The organism is Arthrobacter citreus (genome assembly GCF_038405225.1).
Lineage (GTDB): Bacteria > Actinomycetota > Actinomycetes > Actinomycetales > Micrococcaceae > Arthrobacter_B > Arthrobacter_B citreus_A.
This window is the reverse complement of the sequence record NZ_CP151657.1, coordinates 2,686,918-2,703,595: the sequence shown is the minus strand read 5'-3', so window position 1 is coordinate 2,703,595 and position 16,678 is coordinate 2,686,918. Positions and strand designations below refer to the sequence as shown.

At 58.8% G+C, this 16,678-nt stretch carries 14 protein-coding genes and 1 pseudogene; 12 read left to right on the top strand and 3 right to left on the bottom strand.

What is annotated here, in order from left to right; translation table 11 throughout:
• Nucleotides 1-151: 151 nt before the first annotated feature.
• Nucleotides 152-796, bottom strand: a complete 645-nt coding sequence (locus AAE021_RS12455) for a response regulator transcription factor (protein WP_342022655.1) — start codon at nt 794-796, stop codon at nt 152-154.
• Nucleotides 793-2,025, bottom strand: coding sequence for a sensor histidine kinase (locus AAE021_RS12450; protein WP_342022654.1), 1,233 nt, complete (start codon nt 2,023-2,025; stop codon nt 793-795). Before AAE021_RS12450 ends, AAE021_RS12455 begins: the two co-directional genes overlap by 4 nt.
• A 632-nt stretch (nt 2,026-2,657) precedes the next feature.
• On the opposite strand from AAE021_RS12450, the gene AAE021_RS12445 reads away from it, so the two are divergent.
• The 9 genes and pseudogenes from AAE021_RS12445 (at nt 2,658) to tatA (ending at nt 12,247) form a co-directional block, all read left to right on the top strand.
• Nucleotides 2,658-3,140, top strand: coding sequence for a GNAT family protein (locus tag AAE021_RS12445; RefSeq protein ID WP_342022653.1), 483 nt, complete (start codon nt 2,658-2,660; stop codon nt 3,138-3,140).
• A 596-nt stretch (nt 3,141-3,736) separates the two neighbouring features.
• Complete coding sequence (locus AAE021_RS12440; RefSeq protein WP_342022652.1) at nt 3,737-5,575, top strand: phosphotransferase; 1,839 nt, start codon at nt 3,737-3,739, stop codon at nt 5,573-5,575.
• Entirely contained in the window at nt 5,560-5,745 is a 186-nt protein-coding gene (locus AAE021_RS12435) for a class III lanthipeptide (protein ID WP_342022651.1), read from the top strand. Before AAE021_RS12440 ends, AAE021_RS12435 begins: the two co-directional genes overlap by 16 nt.
• 100 nt (nt 5,746-5,845) lie before the next feature.
• Complete coding sequence (locus tag AAE021_RS12430) at nt 5,846-8,476, top strand: aldehyde dehydrogenase family protein (RefSeq protein ID WP_342022650.1); 2,631 nt, start codon at nt 5,846-5,848, stop codon at nt 8,474-8,476.
• On the top strand, nt 8,473-10,059 hold the full coding sequence (locus AAE021_RS12425; RefSeq protein WP_342022649.1) for a thiamine pyrophosphate-binding protein: 1,587 nt from the start codon (nt 8,473-8,475) through the stop codon (nt 10,057-10,059). The genes AAE021_RS12430 and AAE021_RS12425 overlap by 4 nt, the downstream gene beginning before the upstream one ends.
• Nucleotides 10,053-10,496, top strand: a pseudogene (locus AAE021_RS18110) (FAD/NAD(P)-binding protein); the annotation flags it as partial. The gene AAE021_RS12425 and the pseudogene AAE021_RS18110, both read left to right, overlap by 7 nt.
• 384 nt (nt 10,497-10,880) lie before the next feature.
• Nucleotides 10,881-11,558: a hypothetical protein gene (locus AAE021_RS12420; protein WP_342022648.1), complete on the top strand. Its 678-nt coding sequence runs from the start codon at nt 10,881-10,883 to the stop codon at nt 11,556-11,558.
• An 81-nt stretch (nt 11,559-11,639) separates the two neighbouring features.
• A complete protein-coding gene (locus AAE021_RS12415) occupies nt 11,640-11,852 on the top strand; it encodes a transglycosylase (RefSeq protein WP_342022647.1) in 213 nt (70 codons plus the stop codon).
• 122 nt (nt 11,853-11,974) lie between these two features.
• Nucleotides 11,975-12,247: a Sec-independent protein translocase subunit TatA gene (gene tatA, locus AAE021_RS12410; RefSeq protein WP_342022646.1), complete on the top strand. Its 273-nt coding sequence runs from the start codon at nt 11,975-11,977 to the stop codon at nt 12,245-12,247.
• Between the two features lie 84 nt (nt 12,248-12,331).
• On the opposite strand, the gene AAE021_RS12405 is transcribed toward tatA, so the two are convergent.
• Nucleotides 12,332-13,963, bottom strand: a complete 1,632-nt coding sequence (locus tag AAE021_RS12405) for a beta-ketoacyl synthase N-terminal-like domain-containing protein (protein WP_342022645.1) — start codon at nt 13,961-13,963, stop codon at nt 12,332-12,334.
• A gap of 238 nt (nt 13,964-14,201) precedes the next feature.
• Between AAE021_RS12405 and AAE021_RS12400 the strand changes: the two genes are divergently transcribed.
• The 3 genes from AAE021_RS12400 to AAE021_RS12390 are packed head-to-tail and all read left to right on the top strand — an operon-like array spanning nt 14,202 to nt 16,657.
• On the top strand, nt 14,202-15,131 hold the full coding sequence (locus AAE021_RS12400; RefSeq protein WP_342022644.1) for a ribonucleotide-diphosphate reductase subunit beta: 930 nt from the start codon (nt 14,202-14,204) through the stop codon (nt 15,129-15,131).
• On the top strand, nt 15,121-15,399 hold the full coding sequence (locus AAE021_RS12395) for an acyl carrier protein (RefSeq protein WP_342022643.1): 279 nt from the start codon (nt 15,121-15,123) through the stop codon (nt 15,397-15,399). The genes AAE021_RS12400 and AAE021_RS12395 overlap by 11 nt, the downstream gene beginning before the upstream one ends.
• Entirely contained in the window at nt 15,389-16,657 is a 1,269-nt protein-coding gene (locus AAE021_RS12390; protein WP_342022642.1) for a beta-ketoacyl-[acyl-carrier-protein] synthase family protein, read from the top strand. Before AAE021_RS12395 ends, AAE021_RS12390 begins: the two co-directional genes overlap by 11 nt.
• Nucleotides 16,658-16,678 lie beyond the last annotated feature (21 nt).

The window sequence follows — 16,678 nt, the reverse complement described above, 5'->3', positions numbered from 1 at the left end:
AAAGCCTCAACTGGACACCGTGCCATCAGAGAAATCCCTGTCTCCTGCTGAATTCACGTTATGTCGGTTCTTCGCGTGATATCAGGGAAACAAACGGGTTATTACTGGGCCATAATCTCCGGATGGATGTGGATCACCAGTCAGATTTATATTAGTGCTTTCGCGACAGCACATAAATGGCAGCCTCCACCCGCGAGGTGAGTTGCAGCTTCCCGAGGGCACTTGAAACATGGGATTTGGCGGTAGTTTCTGCAACCCCGAGCTTTCGGGCAATCAGCCTATTCGTAAGCCCTTCACCAATGCACTCCATGACGGCCACCTCGCGAGGCGTAAGTCCCGGGGGTGGCCAGGAGTCCGCTTCGAACCCCGGTGAGGGGGAACTCTCGGCGATGGTGCGCATTACTGTGCCGGCAACGTCGGGGTCCAGGATACTGTTCCCCTGGGCCACGGATCCGACTGCGCGCACCAGATCTTCGGTCTCGAGGGTCTTGAGTGCGTAGCCTTTGGCACCGGCACGGATTGCGCCGAGAACATCTTCATCGAAATCAAAGGCGGTGAGGATGAGGACGTTCGAGGACCCCTGAGCAACGATCTCCCGTGTAGCCTCAATCCCATTGCAGCCCGGCATGCGGATATCCATGAGGACAACATCAGGTGCAAGGCGCCGCGCCATCGAAACGGCAGTGTTTCCATCCGAGGCTTCTCCGACGACGGCGAACCCCGCGGCTTCGAGGATCATGCGCAATCCTGATCTTATGCTGGTGTGGTCATCGGCGATGAGGACTCGGGTAGTCATACTGGTCTCTCTCGGTTGAGTTTGATGTGAGGTGTCGCAGAGGTGTGCGAGCTCCAGGGGAGTGGATGAGGGATCTTTGCCTCAATGCACCAGCGTTGGCCGCTGGGGCCGGCAAACCATGCACCTCCAAAGGCCAGTACCCGGCGCTCTAGAGAGGACAGGCCCAGCCCAGTGCCGGGAATGCCGGGCGAAGGCTCGCACAGGGGAGCAGGTCCGGAAAGATCCCGCAATTTGTCGGGAAGTCTGTTTATCACGTCTAACTGCACGGACGAGTCATTGACGGTCCATCGAACTTCCACCTTCTCGCCAGGGGCGTGCTTTGCGGCGTTGAGAAGTGCTTCGTGGACGATCTTGTACAGGACCTGGGAGGAAGGCTGGCTGAGTCCCTCAAGTTCGGGCCCGTCCAACTCAACGGATTGCCCCAGGGCCTTGGACCGATCAACAAGCTGCGATAACTCGTTGAAATCAGCCTCATTAACAGTGAGGGGAGAAGCCCCGCTCAGGAGTGCAATTTGGACCTTCATATCCCCAAGCGCCTGAATGGCCTCAGAGTGAATTTGTTTGATGATCTCGGTTTCCCGCTCACCCTTCAGGAGGGTCCGTGCAGCCTGGGCTTGGAGGGCAATGGCGGCCAGCCGCGATGAGACCGTGTCATGCAACTCTGCTGCCATGCATACCCTCTCCTCGGCTAATGCCAGCTCTGCGCGATCTGCAAGGCTCTGCATGGATGACAATGCGCGTTCCCGTTCCGCATGGGCGAGCTGGTGCGCACTTACGATGTCCAACCCCCAGAACAGCGGCAGCCAAACGGAAACGCCGATAATAAACAACATTGTGGTGGCGAACGGGATGTTTCCGCTGATAAAAGCGCAGGTGCATGCCAGGGCGGTGATAACGGATGCCCCAATAAGCAATGAACGGCGATGGCTCAGGGCCAAACGTTCAGCAAAAGAATAGGATGAATCGAATAGGAACATCATGGCTGGGACAACGCTGCCAACAGCCAGGCTGAGAACGGCTGAGACGCAGATGAGGGCTAAGGAACATTTCGGCTTTGTGCGTTTCACAAGCAGCCCGGTAAGCCCTGGCAGGGAAATGAGCAAATTTGGATAGATGGAGTCTGATGTCCACGACCACAAATTATCGCCGGGGCCAGGCGTGGAAATAACTATGACGCTCACGTATACGAGGACAATAACAACACTTGACCGTGAGTATTTGGCGAGCATTATCGAACCTTACCAGTGAGTCTGGTCCCGGACACGGCCCCCGTGTTTTGTATACGTGAATGCAGTTGAAACTCCAAACGCCGGCAACTGGTAAAGGGGCCACCCCTATCTGGTGGCTTATCGTACTACCTTCCGGTTAGCGGGCGCAGGGTGTCCAAAGGAAGTAGGAGTTAGGCATTGAAGTTCCTGCCCTTTTAGGGTAATCAGGCCCGCTCCAATCCCCGGTCGATGCAGCGAGGAGGGCGGGCCCCTGGGTTATGGCCATCATCGGCCTACCCGGTATAACAATGCGAATCTGTCAGGGGCGAACGTTATATCTGCGGGGCGTGGGCAGAAATACAGAGAGGCGGAGGCAGGCGCAACCGTCATATGGCTTGAGTGTCAACTCCGCCATTCGAAGTAGGCACACTTCATCTCAAGGAACGATGTTGGGTCCCGATTATATCGAATAGCGTCATCCCGAACAGTTCGAACGATCGGGGGACGATTCGATGAAGCCACAGGTGACGCTGCGCCGAATTCAGGGCGATGCAGAGGCCTTATTGCTCAGCTCATGGTTTGGGCCTGGGAGCGTAGCCGCGGGATTAACCAACGATCTGCGTGAGAACGTTAGATCGAGTGATCTCCTAAGTATGAACGAGCAGGGTCGTCTCTTGGTGTTCGCTGACGAGAATGACCAACCCTTTGGCCTGGGGACATTCGCGTCAAAGGGGAATCCACGCAACTACGAAGTAGCAGTCCTCGTAGGGGAGGAATCTCTTTGGGAGACCGGGCGGGGTGCGCTTGCGGCTTCCCGGTTGATTGACCATCTCTTCATGACACTCGATGCAAATAAAATCTTCGCTTTGACGCTCGTCGTAAACCCGCTCGCCATATCCACTCTTTCTTCGGGTGGCTTCACCCTTGAGGGCCGGCTTCGGGACCACTATTACGTCGACGGTAACTTCGAAGACTGTCTCATCTGGGGGCAGACCCGTGCTGAGTACGACCAGTTGACGGTTGAGGTCCATCCCGAGTCGGCTTTCACTTATGTACCTATGATTTCCGGTGAACTCCGAGAACGGTCGGAACGGCTGCTCGAAAAGTTGGCGTCAGAGGGAGTCCTTGCTCGATGAGCGTACTTTCCCTCTTCACTCTGGCCGACCGGGTTGAATCCCTACCACCCTCAGCATGGGCGCCCGAATGGGTGGAGACATTTGCAGACTGGCAACCTGGCGGCGCTCACGCATCAGCGACGAACGGAGTGTGGCGCACCCACCTGACAGATGACTTCCAGAGCCTGGCAGATGGCTGGAAGATCCACGTCTCGAGTGGAGTCAGCAGCTCACACGCCGTCCTCAGAACAGTGACGGACATATGTCGAGAACATGAAGTCAGCTTCAAGCACCTTTGCTCGAGCGCACTCCTGGCTGCCTTCAACTCTAAATGGGCGCCACGATCTGCAAGCGGTAAGTTCGCTGTCTTGTATCCCCACCGGGATTCCTTCGAGGAGCTGGCACAAATCCTTCACGAAAGGCTCCCTAGGTCCAACGGCCCCCACGTTCTCTCGGATTTCCAGTGGTCGGAAAACTCCAGCGTGTTTGTTCGATGGGGTGCTTTCAAACGCCGGACGGAATGGACTCCGGAAGGCCGACGGATTCTCTTAGTGGAGGACTCCCAGGGGAGTCGTGAGGACGTTCGGTCAATTCCGGCTTCCACCGCTTCTCTTCCTATGGCTGAACTGGGCTTAGTTGAACAACGGCCGCGGCCGCCGATGTTCGACATGGATGTCACGGTGACAGGTGCTGTTCAAATCACGTCAGCCGGCGGGGTTTACGTGGGGCTCAGGGGAGACCGCGAGGTGATTATCAAGGAAGCCAGGCAAGCGATCGATGAGCGTCCCGGCCAAGTACCAGCCGCAGAGCGGCTAGCTTGCGAGGCCAAAACTTTGGAGATGCTCCGGGGGGTTCAGGGGATCCCGGAGAAGTTCGAACTCAAAGACATTGGCGCCCACCGGTTCCTCGTCACCAGCAGGCTTGACGGTGTCCCGCTCCGCTCTTGGGTCGCCAGGCATCATCCCGCGCTTCAGGGGAGAAGCTCGCCTGAAGCGTTTGATTCCTATCTTCGCCTTTGTTCGAAAATTGACCGTGGGCTCAGGGACCTCCTCGCGCTCCTCCACGCCCGCGGTATTGCACACAACGACCTCCATCCGGGGAATGTCCTCGTGTCTCCCGACCTTCAAATCAGCCTCATAGACTTTGAGCAGTCGAGTCCCGCCTCGACCACCGGGCGGCCACCAAACGGCTGCCCCGGGTTCCTCACTCGTGAGGGTATCGCGAGTGAGACTGACATGGCCGCCCTGGACGTTATGTCCCACTGGATGCTCAATCCGGGGTGGGGCGGGACGGTGCACCTTGACCATACCTGTGCCGAGCAGCTCATCGCTGAGACCAGGTCGATGTACGGGGATCAGGCGGAGGCCGCATGTACCGCCGCGGAGAAGGCTTTACCCCGGCTGCAGCTGCACACCGCTCAGGACATCCATGACGGCAGAGACTGGAGTGCTCGCCGCCTGGAGGACAGCTCGCGGGCTATCCCCCTCGACGCCTTAAGCCATCGCGGAATACTGGCATCGCTCGGGCTAGCTGTAGGGCGGGGCGGGCACCTCTTGGACGCTCATGGCTGCGGTTCGTGGGGCCTGGCTGTCGACCGGTGGGAGCAGTCAGCCGAGAATGCGGCTTCGGATGAACCGGGGCTCTGGTTCGGTTGGAGCGGGATCGCCGTTTGTGCCCATCTGTTAGGAAGAAAGACGCTTGCTGAAACCGTCTTTGACCGCGCGCTTGAGTCTGCCGCCGGATGCACGGACGTCTCACTGAGTACGGGACTGGCAGGGATCCTGGCCTCGGCCCTGGTGCTGGGCAGGACAGAAGCGGCGGAGGAACTGGGGCGGAGGATCGTCGCGGTCTGGCCGGGTTCCTCCCAGAACCGCACACCTGGACTTGAAAGCGGAGGTGCTGGCACTGCTCGGACACTCATGAACCTGGAGCGAAGAATTGGAGACGCTGGCGGTTTCCGAGATACAGCACACGCCCTGATTACGGAGGATCGTTCTGCAGTTGTCCAGCAGGAAAATGGCGCCCAGCTGCGAATAGGCAAACGCCTTCTTCCCTATCTCGGAACGGGGAGCGTCGGTCTTGCCGTGGCAATGGCTGATCTCGGACTTCCCGCTGAACAGTGGCGCCCCTTAGCTGCCGCAGCCGCTTATCCGCTGGTCCTCGACGGTGGGGCCGGCGAGGGAAGGGCGGGTCTCATCGCCGGGCTTGTCTGGCTCGGCGAGCTCACCGGCACATCCTACGCCGCTGAGATTCGCTGCCAGAGGGAACGAATGCGGAATCACCTGGTGCGGACACCCTATGGCTTGGCCCTGGCAGGGCGCGGCGGAAACCGGGTGAGCGGCGACCTGCTGACCGGCACCGCAGGCTGGTCAGCCGTCGAGTCAAAGCTCGACGGCACGCCCCGGCCTTCCTGGCGCGGCCTCTCAATTCTTTTCGGAGCGTGTCACTCCGACTGAAGATTTCGCAGCTTGATGCTGCGGAAGGCGCGCCGATCGGCGCGTCCCATCGGCCTTCGGCCACCGAAATCCCGAAAGGAGGAGACATGAACATCTTGGAACTTCAGAAATTCGAGAACGCTGAAAGCGAGGCACTTGACCTCGGTTCGACGATCAGCAACGGCTGCTGATTGTGGCTGGATCACGGCGGGCGGCCATCGCCGCCCGCCGTGATCCACGCTCCCTACCAATCTTCTTACTCCGGATGACCTGAAAACGTAAGAGAGTCTCGTGGAACCTAAGCCTTCGTGCCCCAGCATCTACAGCCGCCGGGTGCAGTGCTCCTACCCGAACCTCGCTCTCACCGCCCGTGAGGCGAGCAAGTCCCTCCGGCAGCTGGGCGTTTCAGCCGGAGACGTGGTTGCGCTCGAAATGAACGAGACGGTTGAAGCCGTTGCGAGCTTCTTCGCTCTCGCTCACCTGGGTGCACGCATACTTCTAATAGACGCCAGTCGTGAAAATGTGCGCCCCTCCTCATCGATCCATACCGTCCTGACCTTGACCGAACGAACGAAGAGAAACGGGAACGCTTCAGTTACTTTCCGGGACCTTGTGCATCTTGAACCAGGTGCCCACGGGCTCCACGAAGGCGGGACTCCGCAAGATTCCGGCAAGGGAACCTCGCCTCTAATCGCGCTGTTCTCGCAAAGTTGGCTGGATCTACCCGATGGACTCATCATGATGAGCTCGGGTTCCACAGGGGCGCCGAAGGCGGTGTCGCGAAATCCCCGGGCATTCTTGGAGAACCTTCGCGTGAGCCAAGAGGTCCTGCAATATCGACGGGACGACGTCGTTCTTCCCCTCGTTCCCTTAAGCCACCAATATGGTCTCTCGGTACTCATCCAAGCGATCCTTGTCGGATCCAGCGTTGTCATCGGATCCGTATTACGGATATCGGAAAGCGTCCGCTTAGGCGGGCGGTTTGGAGTGACGGTCGTCGAATCGGCTCCGGATCTCTATCTTAAGATCACCGATCTCGTCATCGACGGAAAAATCGGTCGAGACATAGTTGACCGTTGGCGCCAAACCGGGGTCGGGGGATCACCGACGGACCGTTCCAGCTTGGAACTCATCCGCAGCGTTCTGGGATGTCCCCTGGTCGATGGCTACGGCTCGACCGAAGCGGGGAACATTGCACTGGCAAACCCGATGGACCCAGAAAACGGGCTTGTGGTGTTGGAGGGGTTCGACCTTACAGTGACCAGCCCTCAAGGATTTCCTGTTGCTCCCGGCGAATACGGGCTTTTGCGCGTTCGCCACGAAAAAGCGGGCATTGATTGGAACTCCGGTGATGTTGCGAAGATCCATGAGGGGCGACTGTACGTTGCCGGCCGCGGAAACGCTGTTCATCGACGAGGCTTGGTGGTCTACCCCGCCAGGCTCGAAGATTCACTACGGCAGGCCGGTACCCCGGCCATGGTCATTCCTTACGAGACTGGGCGGGGCACACGAATCGCGGCAGTCATAGAAGACGCGGAGCGGCTGGGGAAAACGCATTGGTGGCGGAGCATACGCTCAACGGAGACGCTGACTGACCTGCCGGACACCGTAATCTGCCTTGACCGGTATCCGCGCCTCGGGTCCGGAAAGGTGGACCGATCCAGGATAGCCCGCGCCCTCGAACAATCGAGTCGTCCGCCGAGTGCGATCGAGATGTCATTGGAGAGAACAAGCCGTTTCCTGCGGACCGAGCGCCTGAGGATCATCGCTCTCCTCTCGACATATCAGTCAGCCGAATCCGCAGAGCTTGAAGTCGACGGGGCCATCCAGGGACTCGACACCGCACGCTTCGAAGTAGCCCTTGAAGGGCCGGCACGTGTCGAACGTGCATGGGCCTACATGCCTTCGAACGTGGTTCTTTACTCTTATGTGCTTTATGCGATGATTCCCGCGTTGTGGTGCGGAAGTATCGTACTCCGGCCCTCCAGCCGGGCCACTGAAGCGACCCGCATGGTCCACGAGCTTTTGTCGGATGTCCATCGCTTGGACATCGATCTGGAAGAGTGCTCCCAAGAGAAATTCGCTGAACTGCGTCAGGGACAGGCAGGGCTGGTTGTCTTTACCGGCCGGCATTCGAATGCAGCCAAGGTGGTTCAGGGGCTGGAGCCGGGGCAGGTGCTCGCATTTTATGGCCAGGGCACTAACCCTTTTGTTGTCGGTAAAGACGCAGATGTGGGACGGGCAGTGCGCGACGTCGTGCGGATGCGTATGCTCAACGGCGGCCAGGACTGCTTCGGGCCGGACGTGGTGTTCGTCCATGAGGACATGGAGCGAGATTTCTCGCTCGGGCTCGCTGAAGCGATCCGCCAGCGGACAGCAGTCTCCGAAGGATGCGTGCCCCCTCTGGAACGGGATGTTATGCAGAGTGTTGTGGCCCATTTGTGGGAGAACTCATCGAGAGTCCAGCACGGAGGCCAGGTAGACCTGATTAAGGCTTCAGTCACTCCCACGGTCTGCCGATGGAGCATTAACGAGCGACCGGAGATTGCCGAAATCTTCGCGCCCATCTTCCACATAGTCGTATATCGGCGAGAGGAGGAGGTGAGGGAGCTCCTCACCTCAGACCACTATCGTTTGCGGTGGATGGGGGCTTCGCTGTATGGAACGACGAAGACGCTGAGAAGCTGGTTCCGGAGCCGCATGACCGTCTCCGTGGACCGTACGCTCGTTGATGTTGATGAACCCCGTTTGCCGATGGGCGGCAAGGGTGCGTTGTCCTCCACCGTGTATACCCGCGGAACAGCCGACCCCCAGCCCCTGCTCCTTTCCCGGGTCTGTGCCGAATATGCACAGTACTTAACTGATCCCGGGGAACAGCAGAGTGCTCAAAGCCGCCTGATGAGACATGAGGTGCTCTCTTGAACGCAGAACACCGCACGGGCGGCGGCCCTTGGCAGGAAGTGGCGGCCGACCTTTCACGCCTCTCGGTGACAAGGGTTTACGGCCTCCCTGATGACTCGATGGAAGCAGCAACTGCCCTGCAAAATGGTGGTTTGGAAGTAGTGGTAACTCGTGAGCAACGCACCGCTGTTTACGCAGCTGCCGGCCAGGCAATGTCAGGGGAAGGCCCTGGAGTTGCAGTTGTTGGCAGAGGACCTGGAACGGCAGCCTGCATCCCCGCCCTTGTGGAGGCTCGAAGCCAGGGAGCGCCAATTATCCTCTTGGCCCAGTCACACAGCGCAGCGGCGGTTCCCGAACTCTCCTTCCAGTGGCTCAATCAGCGTGCTTTGCTGGAGCCGGCCTGTAAAAGCGTTCTGGAATGGCATCCCGGCATTGTTCAGGAGGCCGTGGCCGTTGCAGTGGAGGCACCTCCCGGCCCCGTCGCAATACTCATTCCTGAAGAAGACGAAAAGGCGGTCATGAGCGCGGACGCCCTGGGCAGCTGTGGCTCACCTCGGCCTCGGGACAATGCGGTTGATACCCTCCATCAGCACTTTTCCCGACCCGTGGTGGTTCTGGGAGGGGGTTGCCGCCAACACCGGGAGCGTGTTCGCGAGCTCATCGAGCTCTGGGATGCACCAGTCCTGGTAACTGCCAGTGGCCGCGGGCTAATAGACGAGAACCACGAGCATTTCCTCGGCGTCGCGGGGTTGTATTCCCATTCGTCGGTTCGGTCCCTGTACTCCAAGGCAGACATCATGATCGCACTGGGGACCGAGTTGGAGGAGACTGCCCTTGAGTTTGTTCCTGAAAGTCTCCCTATTCTTCAAGTCGCCTTAGAACGAAGCACCGAAGTCTGGCCGGGGCGGACAGTAGTTCGACGCAAGGTCGAGGTCGGCGATTGGAAACCGGACGTTGAGATACTGCACTGTCCGTCGTGGAAAGACGATTGGGTGCAGGCCCGGAAAATGACCCTCAGCTGGGCAGAGGAAATTCATGCATCGGAGCGTGTAGCCGGGATTATTGGTCGAATAGGGGAACTGATCACGCCTGGCTCTGCGGTGACCTTCGAAAACGGTGCAACCGATATCTGGGCCTACCTCTGGCCCATTCTCTCGCTTCCGGACGACACCACCGTACTGGCTTTGTCGGAGCAGACGACGCTCGGGGCCAGTGTTCCCGCTGCCGCGGCTCTGGCGCGCACCCGAGCCTTTAACACGGTTTTCGCATTTGCTGGAGACGGTGCCTTCGTTCGCTGCCTCCATGAGCCGTGGATATTGAGCCAGTCTGGCGTTGTCTATGTGGTTTTTGATGATGGAGGACATGGGTGGCTCGCGCAGCAAGCGGCATCGTTCGACCTCGCTCCGGAAGACTATGCTTCCGGCGCACCCTCCTGGTGGAGCGGGAACCGGGACCAGCCGCTCAAAATTATCCAAATTCGCGGCCCCGAGGATATTGACCGAATTGCACCTTATATAGCAAGCAGCGTCGGCACGATGCCCCTGGTGCTGAGCGTCCCAGTCGCGCCGCATGAGCGGAGCCCCGTGGCATTGGGAACGTGGTGACCAAAGGTTCAGATTCTACGCTGGCGATCATCGGTGGTGGGCCGCGGGCAATCTCGATCCTGGCAGCCCTTTCCCAGCAGTTGCAGACCAGTCCGGAGCGCGCTTCTCAGCAGCTGGGGCATCTGAGAATACTGATCCTCGACCCACGGCACCCTTCCGTAGGTGCTGTATGGGATGAAAGAGCTCCGACCGGCTTTCGCTGTAATGCACTGTGGGAGGACGCTGTCTTTCCAGGAACCAACGGACAGTTCGTGTCGTTAGCGACCGGCGTCTTAGGGGAGGGAAGCGGTTTCGGGCCAGGCACCAAAACTGGACGCGGAAGTGCTGGCGGATTCAACGAAGTCTCACGGGGAACAATGGGGCGGCGTCTTCGCTCCATTCGGGACCAAATACTCCAGGACTTGAATCAAACAGTGTCGGTTGAACTCCTTTCCGAACGAGTAGCGAGAATCTCGCGGCCGGCTGATCGCTGGATAGTGGAGACAGAGAATGCCAGGCGGTCTGTCGGAGGTGTCCTCGACGTCACGGGCACGGGATTTAATGGCTATCCGGTCAGCCGGGGCGGGAGACCGGCTTGCCTCCAGGACATCGGGCCCGGAGAGCGAGTCGAGGTCTATGGTCTGGGCCTGGGAGCGATAGACGTCATTAACGCCTTGACCCTTGATCGGGGCGGGCAGTATCGATATGACGACGCGGCGCTCAAATACTCGCGTTCTGGTCTTGAACCATGCATCAGTGCAGGTTCACGTTCCAGGGAAATACGGCGCCCATCATGGCCAACCGAAGGCAAATGGACTGCCACAGAAATCCCCAGGGCAACCATGGAAGCCTTTCTCCGCTCGACGGATGTTGCTGGCGCGCAGCAGATCGTTGAGGAGGCATGCGAACTATCTCAAAGTGAGACAGCAGGAGCCGCTTCACGCGTCAACCGGCTGTCTGAACAGCTCGAAGAAATGGCAGCACTCGACCGAGACGAAGCTGTGGCCGTGCAGAGCCGCGTCGCACGCATTGTTGAAGCCTTTGCCTTCAGGGGCGGCACACTGCCTGCCACGCATGTTGCAGCGCTGAGCAGGGTTGCTTCAAAGTACACGTCAGGGCCTCCACTCGAGCGGTACGCCGAATGGCAGGCGCTCTGTGAGGCGAAGGTGCTCCGGTTTGGGGACCACAAGGACTGGGAAGACCGCGACGACAGCGGCTCTGAGACTTGGACAATCCGTGCTTTTGTTGACCCCCGCGGCTTGTCCTATGCCAGTCCACTTGGACCGGCGGACTCGGCAGCGATCGCGAAAACCGACCCTCAGAATTGGCGCGTGGAAGGTTTCGACGGCTGGTGGGTCTGCGGACACGGAGGCAATCATCCAGTCCGCGGAGACCTTCCCCGGAGGCAATCCGCACCCCAATGGCAGCTGCCCGCTGAGCTTGTGGCTGCCGACATCACCAATTTCTTCGCCAATGCGGGCGATGAAGCCTCCTACAAACAGAGGAGACGGCACAACTAACGAAGGATGTTGCAGAGGATTTGAAGGGCCTAGATTGGCAATGTGCTACAGCTACACCCCTTCGAACGCAAGGAGCAAGACATGAAAAGCGACAAAAAGAAAAAGGACATTTTCTGGAGCGTTGTCTCTATTGTGGCCGGCGGCATAGTTTGGTTGACCATGCCGGGAGTCTCGTGGGGGATTATCGATCCAGCCAAGGTGGGGTTAGTCTTCGCCGTAATCGGGCTAATCTCGCTTGTTTGGGCCCTGTTCAGTAACTACAACGAGGAAGCGTCCGGACCGGAGTCTCGTTGACGCGTGGTTGCACGCGATGAGGGCGTCAACACTTACGGCAATAAGCCGCCCGTTCCGGATTATGGAGGAATTGTTAAAACCCTCAAGGCATGGCCGGTATTTGCTGTGAGAAAGGAACTGCCATGATGGGCAGGTTATTTGACAATCCGTGGGCCGTGCTCGTCCTGGTTGTTCTGGCTGTAGTCCTCTTTGGAGCCGCCAGACTTCCAGGAATTGCCCGCGGTCTGGGACAATCGATGCGGATCCTCAAGTCCGAGGTCAAAGAGATGAAGCATGATGGAAAAGCCGGGTCCCCTGATTCATCCGGTTCACCTGAACCGCCGATTGAAGGACGGGTGATGGACGCTGCGGGGGAGACGCGTCCCTGGAAGCCCGAAGGCCCGAAGGGACAGTGACGGCACCAGTCTTCACCCTGGACAACATGGGATGATCTGCAGCGGTCAGGCGTAGGCCCCAACGCACCTTGGATGCCCGCAAGCTCAACGAAGCTCGACTGGGATAAGGGACTCCAAAACCAAGCTACCCAGATTTCCACCAAAGCCAACACTGGTGACCAGCACTCGACGGATAGGTCCTGAAAGTGACTCCTTCTCTCCCTCCACGGGCATCCACAAAGGCTGTTGCAGCGGATTTGTTAGTCCGATGGTCCCGCAGATAGTCGACTGTCCGAGGAGAGCGAGCGCATGTCCAATCCCTGTGAAACCTGCAGCATGCAGCAGGTGGCCGGTAGCCCCCTTCGAGGCCACAACCGGCGTACCCGGATCTAATAGTGTGGCGAGGGCACGCGCTTCGGAATCATCTCCTTGTAGGGTTCCCGTGGCATGGGCAACGACTGCATCAGGAGCGCATAACCCGGTATTGAGGGTGGAGGAGAGGTGCCGTGCAACCTGGTCCGAATCAGTTGCTGCTCCGAAATCTTCGACATCGATGTGCAGGGACCGTATGACTCCGCTTACTGTATGACCCAGTCTGCGTGCCATATTCGGATGCATGACCAGGAGCGCGCCGTAACCGGCGCTGATGTGGGTTCCGTCCCGCTGATCGTCAAAAGGCCGGGCCTGACAGTTACTGAGCGTCCCTAAAGAGGACATCGACTGGACCGTTTCAGGCGAAAGCTGCAGACCACCGGCCAGCAGCACTGCGTCCACGGCCCCGGTCCGGATCCTCGCCCGGGCACGGTGCAGGGCAAAAATGACGCTGGCACAGGCATGCGAGAAGATGACGGGCTCCAGCGAGGAACCCATATAGGTCAGGGTAGGCGGAGTAAGGAAGCCTCGCACCCCCTGCGAATCAGCAGCTTCCGTATCTGGAGCGGCCAGTGTGCCGCTTCCGGCGAAAAAATACTCCAGTCGGTCCAGACGCGGCAAACCGGAATGCCCCTCCAAAGCATGCAGTATTGACTGGCACGTTTCCTGCAGCCCTGTGGGCACCGAACCCACATCTGCCGCGGTTGCCCTGGAATCGTGGACGTTGCGCCGGCCTTGGAAAGCGGCAATATGTTCTTCAAGGGACGAGCCTGCCTGAGACATCAGATCCATCTCCACGATAGCCAGCCCGTCAGCATCAGGTTCTTCGGCTCCACGGTTTTCCACGTGGCTCGGGGCCGGTGGAACTGCTCGTCCCCCGCATGCCGACGCCGGCCGCCCAGGCGCCCTAAATGCAAGCCATTTGTTGACAACATCTCCTTTGAGGATCAGCTGGGGTGTTAGGAAAACCTCGCCAGGGAGGAGGAAGCCAAGCAGGTTGTCCTCGATTTCAGATAATTCGGTGGTCTCGTGGACCGCGAAAGCCCTGGTCCGCACGGAATCGGGTGCGCGCACGAGGTAAATGGGTAATTGCCGCGGAAGCGATGTGCCGGCAAGGCCCGCCCTGAGGAATTGTGCCGGCTCAAGGTTCAGCGAGAGGCGCGGTGAAACCCGCTGGCGTTGAGATGTTTGATCAAAGAAAGCTCCCGAAACCCCGTCGATGTATTGCCCGATATCAATGAGCAGCGCTTCAGGAAGCTCATCGTTTCCTGCCAGGACTTCACGAAGCGAGCGACCAAAAGACTCGGAAGCATCTGGGGAGATTCTGCCGGTGCGCGGCGAAACTACGGGTGGCCGCTCAAACATCTTGGCAAATCTCCTGCTTCGGTCGGTAACGTGGAGGGCTGCAATTATCGGTTCAATACGCGAAATCCTATGTCGTATTGCGCCTGTGCTTTCTCCTCCTTAAGAAGGAGCGAGATCGCCAAAGTGAGTAGTTCTCTTGCAAGAGTTGCCCGGTAGCGTCTTTTAGCAGGCGCGCGAGTCATGCGTGCCACACACCTAAGTTGGGGGACTCGTGGTTGACCGATGGAGCACGCTTCGAGTGGATGAAGCCGAGGTGATGGAACTCGGCCGTGTTGATACAGCTTCCCTTCTCGCGCACGCCGACCGAGTGGCCGGAGAACGGCCGGGTCCGCAGGAGCTTTTCGAGCGCTGGGACCGCCAGCAATGGCAGCTGTCGGCCATTGATCTTGAGCAGGACGTTTATGATTTCCACCACCGATTACCTGCCCGTCTTCGCGTGGAAATTGAGCGTTTAATTTACACATTTATTATCGGCGAGTACACCGGCACTGACCTTCTCGCCCCCGTCATGCTAGGCAGCCCCGACGAGGAAGATCTGCTTTTCATAACCACGCAGGCATCCGACGAAGCCAAACACACGCAGCTCATGTTTCGTCTCGGGAGAGAGTTGCTCGGCGTCGACGAGAGCCCTGAAGCGATGCTGCGGACAGCCTGGGATATGGCCGAGCCCGCTCATCGTGAGTTGTCCCTTATTGAGGGTGAAATCATGGGCAACATCACCAACAATCCAGGTGACTACGAATCCTGGATTCGCGGAGTGGCACTCTTTCACATGGTGAATGAGGGTGTGCTGGCTTTAAGCGGACAACGCCTCGTAGTAAGCCTCCTCGGCCGTGTGGGTGTCCTTCCCGGTGTGCGCAGTTCCTTCGCGGCATTGACACGCGACGAATCCCGTCACATCAGCTATGGAATGCATGCCCTTCGAATCGGCATTGAAGAGGGGCACAGGGAAGCCGTCGAAGATGTCCTTGAACGCACGCTTCCGCTTGCTATGGAACTTGCTGATTTCAGTGACGACGCCGGCGGTGCTTTGGCGCAACTGCAGCGCCAGGCAGCCGGCCGCGTCTTCGGCCAGGCTGGGATGACCGACAAATTCCGCGACCACATATTTGAACACGTTATTGCGCCCAAGAGTGATTTGCGAAAGGAATTCACCGATGAAATCTGATGATACGACCCAGGAGCTTTTACCCTTCCTCGCTGAGGCTACGGATACTGCAGTTGACGAGGTACATCTTGAATCACATCTCTTGGAGGATCTCGATATGGATTCACTTTCGGTGCTGGAGCTGACAGTTTTTACTGAAGAGAAGTTTGGCGTCAGTGTGGAAGAGGAATTCAAGGAAGCGATGAGCGACCCGGACCGGCGCCGTGCCATGAGCGTCCAGTGGCTGGTCAGTACTATTAGCGATCGTCGTAGGAATCATGACAGCTAATCCCCGAAGCGCCATCACAGGGGTGGCTGTTCTCGGACCTTTGGGTGGCGATCTCGAGTCATTCTTTGCGAAGCTTCTCAGTGGAGCATCAGGCCTCGAATACAGAATTGATCCAGAGGACGAAACCAGACAAGCTGTTGGTCGGGTTGATGACTCTCTGCTGGCCATCTCACACCTTCCCAGCCGAACAAGACGGCATGCGGATCGTTCAACCCTGCTTGGAATGAGTGTGGTAACGGACCTCCTGAGCCAGCGGACAGGGGATCTGGGCGCCATCTCTACGGAGTCCCTGTTCGGCCTCCCTCCGGAGAGGGTCGGAGTGATTTGGGGTTCCTCCTCAGGGACACCCGGTATGTACCAAAAGGCGATGCGTGCCTTTGAGGGGAAGGGGCGCGAAGGCCTCAAGCGCGGATCTCCCTTCAGCGCCGTTTATGCATCTCCTTCAGCTACGCCGGCCATGATTGCGCAACTCATTGGGGCGACGGGGCTCACTTTGACGGTGAACACGGAATGCGCGTCAAGCACCACCGCCATAATCACCGGGTCCATGATGGTCGAGGCGGGGGTGGTGGACCTTGTCATCTGTGGCGGCTCTGATGCAACCATCGACTCCTTCAGCCTCGCGCAGGTCTCCATTCTCGGTGCGGCTGCTTCGGACAAGTTTGAGCACGCACGGGAGTGCTCCCGGCCATTCGACTCAGGGCGGGGTGGCTTTGTCCCGGCTGAAGGAGCCTGCGCTTTCATCATCGAGTCACCAGAACGCGCGGCGCTGCGGACTGCCGGCCCCGTAGCCCGCATTTATGGCTATGGCATGTCAACAAACCGCGGGCATCTGACAAATCCGGATCAGGACGCAGCGGGCCTCCGCTCAGCCCTTCAACTGGCCATGACGTCGGCCGGCGCAACCCCAGAGGATATTTGTCTCTACAGCGCTCACGGCACCGGGACACCCCAGAACGACCCGCTTGAGCTGGAAGCCCTCACTGCCGTGCTCGGCATGGATCGGGTGAGCTCCGTGCCGGTCCAGGCCATTAAGTCGAATATCGGCCACACACTCGCCGCAGCCGGCGGTATAGAGGTGGCCGTGGTCGTGGAAAGTCTGCGGGTTGGAGAAACACCGCCAATCCTCAACTGCGAGGACCCTATCCCCACGTCTGCGTGTCTCGTGAGGGGACAACCGCAGGCTCTCGAAGGCGGCCTTGCCTTGTCCTCCTCATCGGGATTCGGGGGTAGCAACGCGGCTCTTGTTCTCGGTTAATTGGCCTCATACATCACCATT

Bases quoted from the DNA above. Each gene is read 5' to 3' on its own strand.
- tatA (WP_342022646.1), top strand. From the start codon at position 11,975: ATGATGGGCAGGTTATTTGACAATCCGTGGGCCGTGCTCGTCCTGGTT.
- AAE021_RS12390 (WP_342022642.1), top strand. From the start codon at position 15,389: ATGACAGCTAATCCCCGAAGCGCCATCACAGGGGTGGCTGTTCTCGGA.
- AAE021_RS12420 (WP_342022648.1), top strand. From the start codon at position 10,881: ATGGAAGCCTTTCTCCGCTCGACGGATGTTGCTGGCGCGCAGCAGATC.
- AAE021_RS12450 (WP_342022654.1), bottom strand. From the start codon at position 2,025: ATGCTCGCCAAATACTCACGGTCAAGTGTTGTTATTGTCCTCGTATAC.
- AAE021_RS12415 (WP_342022647.1), top strand. From the start codon at position 11,640: ATGAAAAGCGACAAAAAGAAAAAGGACATTTTCTGGAGCGTTGTCTCT.
- AAE021_RS12445 (WP_342022653.1), top strand. From the start codon at position 2,658: ATGAACGAGCAGGGTCGTCTCTTGGTGTTCGCTGACGAGAATGACCAA.
- AAE021_RS12395 (WP_342022643.1), top strand. From the start codon at position 15,121: ATGAAATCTGATGATACGACCCAGGAGCTTTTACCCTTCCTCGCTGAG.
- AAE021_RS12405 (WP_342022645.1), bottom strand. From the start codon at position 13,963: ATGTTTGAGCGGCCACCCGTAGTTTCGCCGCGCACCGGCAGAATCTCC.
- AAE021_RS12440 (WP_342022652.1), top strand. From the start codon at position 3,737: ATGGCTGAACTGGGCTTAGTTGAACAACGGCCGCGGCCGCCGATGTTC.
- AAE021_RS12455 (WP_342022655.1), bottom strand. From the start codon at position 796: ATGACTACCCGAGTCCTCATCGCCGATGACCACACCAGCATAAGATCA.